This window comes from Pseudomonadota bacterium (genome assembly GCA_013285445.1).
Classification (GTDB): domain Bacteria; phylum Pseudomonadota; class Gammaproteobacteria; order Xanthomonadales; family Wenzhouxiangellaceae; genus Wenzhouxiangella.
In genome coordinates this window covers 981,140-994,328 of the sequence record CP053448.1, presented here as the reverse complement: position 1 = coordinate 994,328, position 13,189 = coordinate 981,140, and the positions used below count along the sequence as shown (strand labels likewise).

Sequence of the window (13,189 nt, the reverse complement as noted above, 5' to 3'; positions counted from 1 at the left end):
AGTCTAGGCCGAGCCATCGCGGCGCCGCGGGCGGTCACGTCAGGTGCTCCTTGCGGGCTTGCCCGCGGGCGCCGAAGATCTGCAGGCTATGACGACTCCAGGAAGGCCAGGCGGGTGAAATTGACCGGGTCGGATTCGCTGACCAGGATATTGTCCTCGATGCGGATGCCGCCGAACGGCGCCAGCGCCGCCACCGCCGACCAGTCGACGCGGTCGGCATACCGACTTGCACGCAGCCGTTCCAGCAGGCTGGGTATAAAGTACAAACCCGGTTCGATGGTCAGCACATTGCCCGGCACCAGCACTCGCGTCAGCCGCAGCATCGGCCAGACATCCGGCGGCGGCAGCGGCTGTCCGCCTTCATCGACCTGGCCGGCCACATCGTGGACCTGTACGCCGAGAAAGTGTCCCAGCCCGTGTGGCAGGAAAGATGCGCTGACCCCGGTCTCGACCTGATCGGCAGCGGCCATGTTCACGATGCCGGCATCCTGGAGTATCGAGGCGACTCCGAGATGGGCTTGACGATGCAGGTCGACAAAGGACACACCAGGTCGTGCCGCGGCGCACAGGCGCTGCTGCAGATCGTCCATGGCATCGATCAGCGCCCGGAAGTCGCCGCTGTCGAACGCCGATCGGGTACGCGTGATGTCGGCGGCGTAGCCATGACAGTCGGCACCGGCATCAATCAGGAAGCTGTGTCGCTCGGTCGGCGTACCTGCGTCCCGATACTGGTAGTGCAGTACGGCTGCATGTTCATTGAGCGCGACAATGCTGTTGTAGGGCAGCATGTCCTGGTCCTGACCCACAGCGGCCAGATAAGCCAGGTGGATACCCAGCTCGGACTGAGCGCGATCGAACGCGGCTGCCGCAGCACGGTGTCCGGCAACGGCCCGGCGATTGGCTTGCGCGATACATTCACGTTCCCAGGCCGTCTTGCGGGTGCGTGCCTGGTCAAGGCGCCACAGCAATTCGGGCGGATTGAGATCAGCGCCACCCAGCACATTGTCTAGCGCATTCCCGTCACCGATCGCGGCCAGCGTCCGCCGGCCGGCGAAACACGCATGCCAGTCCTCCGGCGCATTGACGATCTCGATATCCAGCGCCTCACTCCACCAGTCAGGCGGGACCGTCGGAGGCAAATGCCAGAAATCGTCCGGCTGACAGTACCACAGCCTCGGCTTGCAGCCTGGACGCAGCTCAAGCAGGCTGTCTGCAGCCAGCGGCTGCGGCACCCAGGCCACGAATGGCGGATGCGCCCGAAATGGCGGCGGCTGATCGTCGAACAGCCGGTTTTGAGGGCGACCGGAGTGAATCAGCAGACCGTCGTATCCGAGCTCGGCCAGCATGGCGTCGAGCTCACGACTGCGTTGCTCGATATGACGGCCATAGAGCAAGGCGTCCGGACTGGGCATGGCAACGTACCTCTTGGGTTAGACTTCGTCTCTTGTCATTCTAGCGCGTCAACGCCATTTCTCCGATCAATGAGCATTCAGATTTTCAACACGCTCACGCGGCGCAAGGAAAAGTTTGTCCCGCTCGATCCAGGCCGGGTCACGCTTTATGCCTGCGGGCCCACGGTCTACAGCTACGCCCATATCGGCAACGCCCGGCCGGCGGTGATTTTCGACCTGCTGCACCGGGTGCTCGAGCGGCGCTTCGAACGAGTTGTCTACGCTCGCAACATTACCGATGTCGACGACAAGATCAACGCCGCGGCCGCGGCCGAGGATGTGCCCATCGAGGTCATTACCCGGCGTTATGCGGCCATCTATCACAAGGACATGGCCGCGCTCGGCGTGCGCCGACCCAGCGTCGAGCCGCGCGCAACCGAGCACATCGACGCCATCGTCACCATGATCGAACGGCTGATCGAACGGGGCTGCGCCTACGCTGCCGAAGGGCATGTGCTGTTTAATATCGAACAGTTCCCCGACTACGGCCGCCTGTCGAAACGCGACCGGCGCGAACTGATCGCCGGCGCACGGGTCGAGGTGGCACCTTACAAGAGGCACCCGGGTGATTTCGTGCTCTGGAAACCTTCCGACGATACCCTGCCGGGCTGGGACAGCCCGTGGGGGCGGGGTCGGCCGGGCTGGCATATCGAATGCTCGGCGATGAGCGCGGCGCATCTCGGGGAGACCATCGATATTCATGCTGGCGGGCAGGATCTGGTCTTTCCCCATCATGAAAACGAGATCGCTCAAAGCCGCTGTGCTCACGGCACCGAAACATTTGCGCGCTACTGGATGCACAATGGTTTTGTGACCGTCGACAAGCGCAAAATGTCGAAATCACTCGGCAATACGCTCATTGTCCACGAGCTGCTGAAGCAGTGGCCCGGCGAGGTGCTGCGCTATGTCCTGCTTTCGGCACACTATCGCCAGCCTCTGGACTGGTCCGGGCAGGCGCTTGAGCAGGCCCGCGCCACGCTGGATCGGCTCTACGGCGTACTGCGCGATCATCCGCCGTCACCGGCTGCTGCCGAGCCCGAGCCCGGGCTGGTTGAAGCGCTCGAGGACGATCTCAATACCCCAACGGCACTGGCCGTCATCAACACCCTGGCGCGCCGTCTGGCAAGCGAGGAGGCCGGAGAAGCGCGCGCACGGCTTTCGCAGCGCCTGCAGGCATCAGCCGGTCTGCTCGGTCTGCTCCAGTCCAAGCCCGCGGACTGGTTCCAGCAGCAGCGTGCTGTCGCGCAGGTCGATTCCGTCGAGATCGAGCGCCGGATTGCCGAACGCGCAGCCGCCCGCAAGGCGCGCGACTTCGAACGCGCCGACCGCATTCGTGATCAGCTTGCGGCGCAGGGCATTGAACTTGAAGATGGCCCGGAAGGCACGCAATGGAAGGTCCTGAACCGATGAGCATTGAAGCGGCCCAGTCCGAAATCATCGAGGAGTTCAGTCTGTTCGACGACTGGATGGACCGCTATCAGTATCTGATCGACCTGGGCCGCAAGCTGCCGCCACTCGCCCCTGGGGAAATGACCGACGACAAGCTGCTCGACGGCTGCCAGTCGCGCGTCTGGCTGCTCTCCGAGGGCGACGCGAACCGGCTGGTTTTTCGCGCCAATTCCGATGCCGCCATTGTCTCCGGGCTGATTGCCCTGGTGCTGCGGGTCTACTCGGCACGCAGCGCACGCGACATCGTCGAGGCCGAGCCGCGATTCATCAATGAGATCGGGCTGAGCGAGCACCTCTCTCCGACTCGCGCCAACGGACTCAACGCAATGCTGGGCGAGATCCGGCGTCGGGCGCAGGTGATGATCGAACAAAGCGCCTGAGCGCCCGATCCGAGTGGCCCTGGCAGAGCTGCCCGGGCCACCCGGGGTGCGGGCGATCAGCGGTCGCTGCGCTCCAGCACGACCAGTTCGACGCGGCGATTGCGCTCGCGGTTGCGCTCGGAGGTGTTGGGCACCTTCGGCCGATCTTCCCCATACCCGCGCACCACCAGCCGGTCAGCGCCAACGCCGTGTTGGACCAGGTAGTCGCGCACGGCCTGAGCCCGCCGCTCGGACAGGCCCTGGTTGTAGGCTTCCGGGCCGAGATCACAGGTGTGGCCGGCCACCTCGACACGCGTGAGCGCCTCGTGCAGATTCATCAGCGCCACTGCCTCGTTGAGCTCGGCGACTGCTGAGGGTTGCAGCCGCGCCGAGTCCAGCTCGAAGGTCACCATGGCGCTGAATTCGAACAGCACTTCCGGTTCAGGTTCGGGTTCGGGTTCGGGTGCAGGCGCTGGCTCAGGTGCAGGCGCTGGCGGTGTCGGCTCGGGCCGGGGCGGTGGCGCCGGTGGCGCCGGATCCGGACCAAGGCGCACGTTCAGACCCAGATGCAGCATCAGATCGGTCAGACCGCCGGAGGTACCGAAGGTATCGCGGTCATTGTCGTAGCGATATTCGGCTTCCAGCCGCATGAACGCCCGATGCCCAAACGGATGGTACAGGCCGACGCCAAACGTACCAAAGATATCGCGCCCATCATCGAGGTAGCTGTCGTGCTCCTGAAGACCGGTGCCGAACATCACGTAGGGGCTCGTCCCTTTCGGGTCGGCGAAGTGATAGCGCCCGATCAGCCCGTAGGAAAACAGGTCGAAGTCGCGGCTGGTGCCTGCCGGGGCCGACAGGAATGACGGCTCATAGCGGTCCAGTCTCAGATCCAGGCTCAGGCGAGGCAGGAAGAAGCGGCCGATATTGATTCCGTAAACGATATCCGAACTCTCGGTCAGACGATCGCGATCCAGATCAACGTAGCCAAGCGAACCGCCAAGGTACCAGCGATCGTCATGAACACCGGAACCGGTTTGGGCCAGCGCAGAGCCGGCGATGGCCAGGCTCAGCAAAACGGTCAAAACGCGAAACAATCTCATGGCAGCGCTCCCGATGCGTGAGAAGGAAAGGAGTTACAACGGCTAAAGCTTACCAGATTCGTGTCGCCACAAGAGTGACGGAATCACGAAACGGCCCAGACTGCAGGGGCGGTCTCAGCGGCTGTCACGCATCTGCTTCTGCTTCAGTTCCCAGCGCTCCTGGGCATCCAGACACAGCGTGGCGATCGGGCGCGCCTCCAGGCGGGCCAGACCGATTTCCTCGCCGGTCTCCTCGCAGTATCCGTAGCTGCCGTCCTCGACCCGCGCCAGCGCCTGATCGATCTTGCCGAGCAGCTTGCGATAGCGATCGCGGGTTCTAAGCTCGAGGCTGTTTTCGGTTTCGCGGCTGGCACGTTCGGCCTCATCGCCGACATCACGGACCTCGCCACGCAGGTTATTGATCGTCTCCTGGGACTCCTCGATCAGGTCATTGCGCCATGTGAGCAGCTTGCGACGGAAATACTCCAGATGCTCGGGGCACATGTACGTCTCGTCTTCGGACGGCTTGTAGTCCTCGGGAATTTCGACAATCTTGCTCTTGCTGGGCATCGAGCGAACGCCTCAATATAGTGGTTGTTGCAAAACCCGCAATTATATATCCTACCCGGGACCATCAGGCAAGCCCATGCAGACTTTACTCATTGCGCTGATTCGCGCCTACCGTTACCTGCTCTCGCCCTGGATCGGCGGCCAGTGCCGCTTCGAGCCCACCTGCTCGGTCTATGCCATCCAGGCGCTTGAGCTTTACGGGCCCTGGCGCGGCAGCTGGCTGGCGCTTAGACGGCTGCTGCGCTGCCATCCGCTGTGCCCCGGCGGCCCGGATCCGGTTCCCGGTCACGAAGATCACAGGCCTTCGACAACAGGCCGGCACGGTCAATATTAACCCGGCAGGCATGTAGATCACATTCAGGGCTTCAAGCAGGGTCCGAATCAAGGCGTCGCTCGCCGGCAATGGTGGTTCCATTGGCAAGAGTGAGAACGCAGAGTCGGGCCCTGCTTGAAGCCCCTCACCGATTAAATTTAAATGACAGGCCGCAGCGTGACTTGCGGCAGACTGCGTTATCGAAACTTGCTGTAGGAATGCTACAGCGGCGTTTCGCTGCCTTGCTGCCGAAAGCCAAACTGCGGCTGAATGCGATCTACATACCTGCCGGGTTAATACTAACCGGGCAGGCGCCGGACGTCAGCGCCCAGCTGCCGGAGCTTTTCCTCGATGTTTTCGTAACCCCGGTCGATATGGTAGACGCGATCGATCACGGTCTTTCCGCGCGCCACCAGCCCGGCCAGCACCAGGCTCGCCGATGCGCGCAGGTCCGTGGCCATCAGCGGCGCACCGGTCAGTGCTTCAACACCGCGGATCACCACCGTATTGCCCTCGAGCCGGATGTCGGCGCCGAGGCGCTGCAGCTCCAGGACATGCATGAACCGGTTCTCGAAGACGGTTTCGCGCACCACACCGGTGCCTTCGGCGATCGTATTGAGCGCCGTGAACTGGGCCTGCATGTCGGTCGGAAAACCCGGATAGGGGGCCGTTGTGACGTTGACCGCCCGCGGCCGTCGCCCTCTCATGTCGAGCTCGATCCAGGCCTCGCCGGTGGTGATGTGACCACCGGCCAGCTCGAGCTTGTCAAGCACGGCATCCAAGGTGTCGGGGCGGGCGTTGAGGGTGCGCACCCGCCCCCCGGTCATCGCCGCTGCAGTCAGAAACGTCCCGGCCTCGATCCGGTCAGGCAGAACGGTGTAGTCGTAACCCGCCAGGTGGTCGCGTCCGTCGATCGTGATGGTGTTCGTGCCGTGACCGTCAATCCCGGCTCCCATGCTGATCAAACACTCAGCCAGGTCCGATACTTCAGGCTCCTGGGCGGCGTTTTCGATGACGGTCGTGCCGCGCGCCAGGGTCGCGGCCATCATGATGTTCTCGGTGCCGGTCACGGTGGCGGTATCGAGCACCACACGGCCGCCGGTGAGCCGATCGGCTCGCGCAACGATGTAGCCGGACTCGACGCAGATTTCCGCGCCCAGGGCAGTCAGCCCCTTGAGGTGCAGATCAACCGGTCGGGCCCCGATCGCGCAGCCGCCCGGCAGCGAAACCTGTGCCCGACCGCGTCGAGCCAGCAGTGGTCCGAGCACAAGGATCGAGGCGCGCATGGTCTTGACCAGGTCATAGGGTGCCACGACGCTGCCCAGCTGTCCGGCGTCCAGCTCGACGCTGAGGCGATCGCCCAGAGAGATGCTGGTCCCCATCTGGCCGAGCAGCTCCATGGTGGTGGTGACATCCTTGAGGTGCGGCACGCCGCGCAGCGTGCAGACCTCATCGGTCAGCAGGGATGCCATCAGGATTGGCAAAACGGCGTTCTTGGCGCCGGAGATCTCAACGCTTCCGCTGAGCTCCCGGCCACCTGTCACTTCGATTCTGGCCATCAGCCGTCCTGATGACGGGCCTCGTCCGGGCTCTTCAGATCAAGGCTCAACGCGTGAATCTCGCGACCCAGCTCCGGTCCGATTGCGGCATGCACCAGACGGTGCCGTTCGATCCGGGATCGACCGGCAAACTCGTCTGCGACGATACGGGCCACGTAGTGCACCTGATCAGGAGTATCGACCTTGACCTGCGCGCCAGGTATTGCCTGTAGAATACGCTGTTCGATTGCTGTGACGTCCATGGGCTTTCAGGCCGTGAGTGGGGGCCGGCAAACCAGCGTCCAAGCCGGTCGCGCTAGTGTAACCGATTGCCCGATCAACCTAACTACCAACCCATACAATTCGACTGCATGACCCTGTCCATCGCTTTGCTGCAACTGGCCGCGGGCTTTGTGCTCCTGATCTGGGCGGCCGACCGCCTGGTGACCGGCGCATCGGCCCTGGCGCGTAATATTGGCGTGCCGACACTGATTGTCGGTCTGACAATTGTCGGCTTCGGCACCTCGGCGCCGGAAATGCTGGTTTCGGCAATGGCATCGCTGAGCGGCAATCCCTCGCTGGCCGTCGGCAACGCGATCGGATCGAATATTGCCAATATCGGCCTCATTCTCGGCCTGACCGCCATCATCTACCCCCTGCAGGTCGAGAGCATCACGCTGCGCCGCGAAATCCCCGTGCTCAGCACCATCATGCTGCTGACGCTGCTGCTGATGTGGGATCTGGAATTGACCCGCTTTGACGGCATCGTCCTGCTGGGCGGGCTGCTCGCGCTGGTCGGCGGCATGGTCGTTCTGGCGATACGAACCAACGGTCATGACCCCCTGACCGAAACCCTGGCCGAGGAGGTACCGCAGGACATGGCGACCGGTCCGGCGCTGGCGTGGACCGGCATCGGTCTGCTTGTTCTGCCGCTGAGCGCCCACATCCTGGTCAAGGGTGCGGTCACGCTGGCCCTGATTGCCGGCGTGTCCGAGGCGGTGATCGGACTGACGGTGGTTGCGCTGGGCACCAGCCTGCCGGAGCTGGCCGCGGCAACTGCCTGCGCCATCAAGAAGGAAGACGACCTGGCCATCGGCAACATCCTTGGCTCGAACATGTTCAATCTGCTCGGCGTGCTGGGCATCGCCGCCGTGTTGCATCCAATGCAGATCGAGTCCGTGCTGCTCCACCGCGACACTAGCGCCATGTTCCTGATTTCCCTCGTTCTGTTCCTTTTTGTCTGGCGCCGGCACGGCCCCGGCCAGATTGCACGACCGGCCGCTTTGTTGTTGTTTGCCAGCTATATCGGATACCAGGCACTGGTGATCTTCGATGCACTGCTGGCCTGAGCGCCAGCCCGTTCAGGGAACCGCCCGGATATCTTGCGCATGCAACAGTAGGAGTAGAATCGGCCCAATGAACATTGATCCGAAACGACTGCTGGAAACGGCCGCGGAGGTTCTGCAGACCGAGGCGCGCGCCATCCAGGCGCTGGCCGGTCGCATCGATGATGCCCTGGTCGACGCCTGCCGTCGCATTCTGGCTTGTCCTGGACACCTGATCGTGACCGGCATCGGCAAATCCGGCCATATCGGGCACAAGCTGGCGGCAACGCTCGCGTCTACAGGCACTCCCGCGTTCTTTGTTCATCCGGCCGAGGCCAGTCACGGCGACCTTGGCATGATTCGCGCGGATGACCTGGTACTGGCGCTGTCGAATTCCGGCGAGACCGAGGAGCTGTTGCGGCTGCTGCCGGGCATCAAGAGACTGGGGGTCGGCCTGATTGCCATGACCGGACAGCCCGAGTCCACCCTGGCACAGCACAGCGACGTGCACCTGGACACCAGCGTCGACCGCGAAGCCTGCCCGCTGGGTCTTGCGCCAACCGCGTCAACCTCTGCCCAGCTCGCTCTGGGCGATGCGCTGGCGATTGCCCTGCTCGACGCGCGGGGATTCACCGCGGAAGACTTTGCCCGTTCGCACCCGGCCGGGATTTTGGGCCGGCGCCTGCTGCTGCGCATCAGCGATATCATGCATACTGGCGAACATTTGCCCACCATCACCGCCGACGCCAGTGTTGCTGAGGCGATCATGCAGATGACGCGCAGCCGGCTGGGCATGTGCGCGGTGGTCGATGACGGCAGTACCCTGATGGGCATTGTCACCGACGGTGACTTGCGTCGTCACGTCGACCAGCTTGGGGACATCCGCCACACGCCTGTCGAGCGCATCATGACGCCCGATCCGCGCACCATTGGCCCGGACGAGCTGGCCGCGGCCGCCGTCGAGCTGATGCAGCATCACCGCATCCAGGGCGTTCTGGTGACTGACACGAACGGCCGACTGGTCGGCGCGCTGAACTTTCAGGACCTGCTGCAGGCCGGCGTCGTATGAGCCGCGAAGACCTGCTCCAGCGGGCACGCAATATCCGCCTGGCGGTCTTCGATGTCGATGGCGTACTGACCGACGGCCGACTGTACCTGTCCGACAGTGGCGAACAGATCAAGGCATTCCATACACGCGACGGCCTGGGGCTGAAGGCACTCATGAACCAGGCGATCGAGGTGGCCGTGATCACGGCCCGCGAATCGCAGGTTGTCGTCCGGCGCGTTCGAGAGCTGGGCATTCCACATCTCATTCAGGGATGTGACGACAAGGCCGAAGCGCTTCAGCAGATGCTCGATTCGACGGGGCTGTCGGCGGAAGTGGCATGCTTTACCGGCGATGACCTCGTCGACTGGCCAGCCATGCGCCAGTGCGCCCTGCGCTTTGCCCCGGCCGATGCCAGCCCCTGGATCCGCGCCCGGGTCGACCTGGTCACGGCTCAGCCAGGCGGCCGTGGCGCGGTCCGTGAAATCTGCGAGCTGCTGCTCGAGGCCCGCGGCGCGCTGGGCGACTGGCAGCGCAGCTACGAGTGAGCGGACGCATCCTGATCATCGCGGCGTTGGCGCTGGCCATTGCACTGGCAGTTCGCTGGTGGCTGCCGGTTGGCGAAGCACCCCATCCCGCGCTGACGGCGCCGGACACCCGCTTCGATTACACGCTCGAGGAGTTTCATGCCCGCTTCCGCGATGACCGGGGTCAGGTCGAGCTGCTGCTGTCGGGGCCGAGACTGGAACATGTATCGACCGAGCGCGTTGGCTATCTGCACTTGCCGCGTTTCCACATCGAACCGGAAAACGCCAATTGGCGAGGCCGGGCCGACATCGGGCGCGTGCTGCGCGACAGCGAAGTTGTCGAGCTCGAACACAACGTTGAACTGCGCCACCATGACCCGCGTGGCGAAATCCGCATCCAGACCGACCACCTGCGCTATGAGCGCGGTACGCGTACAATCACTTCCCGAGGTCCGGTCGAGGTGCATCAGAGCGGATCCTGGCTGCGTGCAGGTGGTCTGACCATACAACTCGATACCAACGTCATAGAGCTGACCCGTCATGTTAAAGGTGAAATCCAGCCTGCTGTCCTGTCTGGCAGCGATGATGACGATGGCCCTGGCGGCGGCTGAACTGCCGCAAAGCCAGACCATCAGCATCGACGCCGACAGCGGCGTTCAGGAAATCGATCGCGGCACCACCCGTCTGGAAGGCAATGTGCGAATCGCTCGCGGAGATCTGCTCGTGCAGGCCGACCGGGGTCAGGCCCATCATCCCGACGGCAACTACGAGCGCATCGAACTGTTTGGAGAGCCGGCCACCTGGCAGGCGCGAACCGAAGACGGTGGCGAGGCCAAAGGACATGCCGACCAGCTGATCTACGATCTGCTTGCCAATCGCATCATCATGACCGGCGACGCCTATATTCGCGATGCACGCGGCACGTTCTCGGGCCAGCGCCTGGTCTACGACCTGGACAGCCAGCGGACCGAAGGCGAGGGGGGGATCCAGATGATCATCGAGCCGGACGCGATTGATCCGGCACCGGCCAACGACGCTGAACAGGCTGGCCCTGACCGACCGGCGGCCGACAAGCCGGCTGAAACCGACCCGCCACCGGGCTGATCCCGTGCTTGTTGCCGAACAGCTGGCCAAGCGCTATCGCGGCCGGGCCGTGGTTCACGGCGTATCCCTGGCCGTCGAGACCGGCGAAGTGGTCGGTCTGCTGGGCCCCAATGGCGCCGGCAAGACCACCTGCTTCTACATGGTGGTCGGGCTGGTAGCACCGAACGATGGCCAGATCATTCTCGACGGCAAGGACATCACCCGCGCCAGCATGCACCAGCGCGCCCGCCTCGGGCTGGGCTATCTGCCTCAGGAAGCATCGATCTTCCGGCGGCTCTCCGTGGCCGACAACATCATGGCTGTGCTGGAGCTGCGAGCCGACCTGAACCGGCAGCAGCGGCGCCAGGCATTGGCCCAGCTGATGGATGACTTCAGTGTTGACCATCTCGCAGGCCAGTCCGGGATCAGCCTGTCGGGGGGTGAGCGGCGGCGCGTTGAAATCGCTCGCGCTCTGGCCGCCGACCCCAAGGTCATCCTTCTCGACGAACCGTTTGCCGGCGTCGATCCGATCTCGGTCGGTGAAATCCAGCGCATCGTGCAGCAGCTCACCGAGCGCAATATCGGCGTCCTGATCACCGACCACAACGTGCGCGAGACACTCGGCATCTGTGACCGCGCCTACATCATCAGCGAGGGCCGTGTGCTGACACACGGCAGCCCGGCGGAGGTCATGGCCGACGAAACGGTGCGCAACGTCTACCTCGGCCGCGAGTTTTCGCTTTAGGCCACCCCCCCTGCCACGGACGGTTGTCGTCTGGCCCGTGTTCTGCACGTCAAGTAGAATGACGGTCATGAAAACCGGCGCCCGTCTTCAGCTCAAGCTCGGCCAGAAACTCAAGCTGGCCCCGCAGTTGCGCCAGGCCATTGCGCTGCTCCAGCTCAACCGGATCGAGCTGCGTCAGCATATTCGTGAGGCGCTGGACACCAATCCACTGCTCGAGCGGGCCGATGATTCGTCGCTCGAAGCGCCCGAGGACCGTGACAGCACGGAGACGGACGTCGAGGTCGAACTGACCGAAGACTACGGTTTCGACGATCTGCCGGATGGGTACTCAGTGACCGGTCCGGCGCCCAACTACGACGAGTTCATCAGCGACCGGGCCGATGAATCACTGCAGCAGCATCTGCTGTGGCAGGTCAACCTGGCGCACTTCTCGCCGACCGACGAGGCCATTGCCCGGGCGATCGTGTACGCCCTCGACGAGGAGGGCTATTTGCGCGATGATCTAGCCACACTGCGGGCCTCACTGGCACCGGAATACCTGGTCGGGGCTGATGAGGTCGCCGCCGTGATCGAGCGCGTCCAGCACTTCGAGCCGGTCGGCGTGGCCAGCCGCAGCGTTGGCGAATGCCTGCTCGTGCAGCTGCGCACAATGCCCTCCGGTACGCCGTCGCTGGGACTGGCCTGCCATCTGGTCGAGCACTATCTCGATGAGCTCGGCCGTCAGGACATGACGGCATTGACACGAGCCACCGGCGTCGAGCAAAGCGAAATACAGGCTGCGCTGGAGGTCATTCGCCGCTGCAATCCGCATCCATGCTCACGCTTCAGCCGCGATGACGAGCACTACATCGTGCCGGATGTCTTCATTCACCCGTCGGAGAACGGCTGGCAGGTCAGCCTCAACCCCGACAACGAACCCGGTCTGCGACTCAACGACATGTACGTGCGGCTGACGCGTAAAAGCCAGGGCGAAGACAAGAAGTACCTGAATGAACGACTTCAGGAGGCCCGCTGGCTGATCAGCGGGCTCGAAATGCGCAATCAGACGCTGCTGTCGGTCACGCACGCTATCGTCGAGGCCCAGCATGCGTTCTTCAGCGAGGGGGAAACCGCCATGCGACCGCTGCTGCAGCGACAGGTTGCCGAACGTGTCGGCGTACACGAATCGACGGTCTCGCGTGCAACCACCGGCAAGTATGCCCACACTCCGCGCGGCACGTTCGAGCTCAAGCATTTTTTCTCGGTCGGCATCGATACCAGCGACGGTCGCCAGGTCGCCGCAACAGCCGTCAAGGCACGCTTGCGCAAGCTGATCGGCGGCGAGGATGCCAGTCGACCCCTGTCCGACCAGGCCCTGGCCGATCAACTGGCCGACTCCGGGATCATGCTCGCGCGTCGGACGGTCGCCAAGTACCGGGAGCAGCTCGGCATTCCCGGATCGGCTCAGCGCCGGCGCGCGGCGCAGCTGCAATCGGCTTGACGACCAACCGCACGCGCTGGCTGCATTGGTATAAGATGGGATATACCCTGATCAGTTCTGGCCAGGCCGGAGCGGGCCTCGCCAAGGCCAATGAAGCCTGAACATCTGCGACAAGTGCCGATTCATCTGCTGCGCTTTCTCACACAACGGCGGCGCGTTCCGACAACCGGTCAAGGCCGCGGCCCGGGCGGGCCGGCACAACACATCGAGCATACCCACTGT

The 13,189-nt window shown here is 63.7% G+C and carries 15 protein-coding genes; 10 read left to right on the top strand and 5 right to left on the bottom strand.

Annotated features, from left to right (window positions below; all coding sequences use genetic code 11):
• Positions 1-86 precede the first annotated feature (86 nt).
• Complete coding sequence (gene pepQ / locus HND55_04595; protein ID QKK02001.1) at positions 87-1,412, bottom strand: Xaa-Pro dipeptidase; 1,326 nt, start codon at positions 1,410-1,412, stop codon at positions 87-89.
• Between the two features lie 69 nt (positions 1,413-1,481).
• Here pepQ and HND55_04590 point away from each other — a divergent pair, with 69 nt between their 5' ends.
• Together HND55_04590 and HND55_04585 are read left to right on the top strand one after the other, a co-directional pair.
• Positions 1,482-2,861 (top strand): cysteine--tRNA ligase, encoded by a 1,380-nt coding sequence (locus tag HND55_04590; GenBank protein QKK02000.1) that lies wholly within the window; start codon positions 1,482-1,484, stop codon positions 2,859-2,861.
• Positions 2,858-3,280 carry a SufE family protein gene (locus tag HND55_04585; protein QKK01999.1) on the top strand — a complete coding sequence of 141 codons (423 nt, stop codon included), beginning with the start codon at positions 2,858-2,860 and terminating at the stop codon, positions 3,278-3,280. The genes HND55_04590 and HND55_04585 overlap by 4 nt, the downstream gene beginning before the upstream one ends.
• Positions 3,281-3,336: 56 nt before the next feature.
• On the opposite strand, the gene HND55_04580 is transcribed toward HND55_04585, so the two are convergent.
• Both HND55_04580 and dksA read right to left on the bottom strand, forming a co-directional pair.
• Complete coding sequence (locus tag HND55_04580; GenBank protein QKK01998.1) at positions 3,337-4,362, bottom strand: OmpA family protein; 1,026 nt, start codon at positions 4,360-4,362, stop codon at positions 3,337-3,339.
• A 114-nt stretch (positions 4,363-4,476) separates the two neighbouring features.
• On the bottom strand, positions 4,477-4,845 hold the full coding sequence (dksA, locus tag HND55_04575) for an RNA polymerase-binding protein DksA (GenBank protein ID QKK03986.1): 369 nt from the start codon (positions 4,843-4,845) through the stop codon (positions 4,477-4,479).
• Positions 4,846-4,987: 142 nt separating this feature from the next.
• Here dksA and yidD point away from each other — a divergent pair, with 142 nt between their 5' ends.
• Complete coding sequence (gene yidD / locus HND55_04570) at positions 4,988-5,245, top strand: membrane protein insertion efficiency factor YidD (GenBank protein QKK01997.1); 258 nt, start codon at positions 4,988-4,990, stop codon at positions 5,243-5,245.
• A gap of 278 nt (positions 5,246-5,523) precedes the next feature.
• Here yidD and murA read toward each other — a convergent pair whose 3' ends face one another.
• Together murA and HND55_04560 are read right to left on the bottom strand one after the other, a co-directional pair.
• A complete protein-coding gene (murA, locus tag HND55_04565) occupies positions 5,524-6,783 on the bottom strand; it encodes a UDP-N-acetylglucosamine 1-carboxyvinyltransferase (GenBank protein QKK01996.1) in 1,260 nt (419 codons plus the stop codon).
• Positions 6,783-7,025, bottom strand: coding sequence for a BolA family transcriptional regulator (locus HND55_04560; GenBank protein ID QKK01995.1), 243 nt, complete (start codon positions 7,023-7,025; stop codon positions 6,783-6,785). Before HND55_04560 ends, murA begins: the two co-directional genes overlap by 1 nt.
• A gap of 108 nt (positions 7,026-7,133) precedes the next feature.
• Here HND55_04560 and HND55_04555 point away from each other — a divergent pair, with 108 nt between their 5' ends.
• The 7 genes from HND55_04555 to HND55_04525 all read left to right on the top strand — a co-directional run bounded on the left by HND55_04555 (position 7,134) and on the right by HND55_04525 (position 12,967).
• Entirely contained in the window at positions 7,134-8,111 is a 978-nt protein-coding gene (locus tag HND55_04555; protein ID QKK01994.1) for a calcium/sodium antiporter, read from the top strand.
• Positions 8,095-9,156: a KpsF/GutQ family sugar-phosphate isomerase gene (locus tag HND55_04550; GenBank protein QKK01993.1), complete on the top strand. Its 1,062-nt coding sequence runs from the start codon at positions 8,095-8,097 to the stop codon at positions 9,154-9,156. Before HND55_04555 ends, HND55_04550 begins: the two co-directional genes overlap by 17 nt.
• On the top strand, positions 9,153-9,680 hold the full coding sequence (locus tag HND55_04545; protein ID QKK01992.1) for an HAD family hydrolase: 528 nt from the start codon (positions 9,153-9,155) through the stop codon (positions 9,678-9,680). The genes HND55_04550 and HND55_04545 overlap by 4 nt, the downstream gene beginning before the upstream one ends.
• Positions 9,677-10,270 carry an LPS export ABC transporter periplasmic protein LptC gene (gene lptC, locus HND55_04540; protein QKK01991.1) on the top strand — a complete coding sequence of 198 codons (594 nt, stop codon included), beginning with the start codon at positions 9,677-9,679 and terminating at the stop codon, positions 10,268-10,270. Before HND55_04545 ends, lptC begins: the two co-directional genes overlap by 4 nt.
• Complete coding sequence (lptA, locus tag HND55_04535; protein QKK01990.1) at positions 10,251-10,763, top strand: lipopolysaccharide transport periplasmic protein LptA; 513 nt, start codon at positions 10,251-10,253, stop codon at positions 10,761-10,763. The genes lptC and lptA overlap by 20 nt, the downstream gene beginning before the upstream one ends.
• Before the next feature lie 4 nt (positions 10,764-10,767).
• Complete coding sequence (gene lptB, locus HND55_04530; protein ID QKK01989.1) at positions 10,768-11,487, top strand: LPS export ABC transporter ATP-binding protein; 720 nt, start codon at positions 10,768-10,770, stop codon at positions 11,485-11,487.
• Between the two features lie 67 nt (positions 11,488-11,554).
• Positions 11,555-12,967, top strand: a complete 1,413-nt coding sequence (locus HND55_04525) for an RNA polymerase factor sigma-54 (protein QKK01988.1) — start codon at positions 11,555-11,557, stop codon at positions 12,965-12,967.
• The last annotated feature ends 222 nt before the right edge of the window (positions 12,968-13,189 follow it).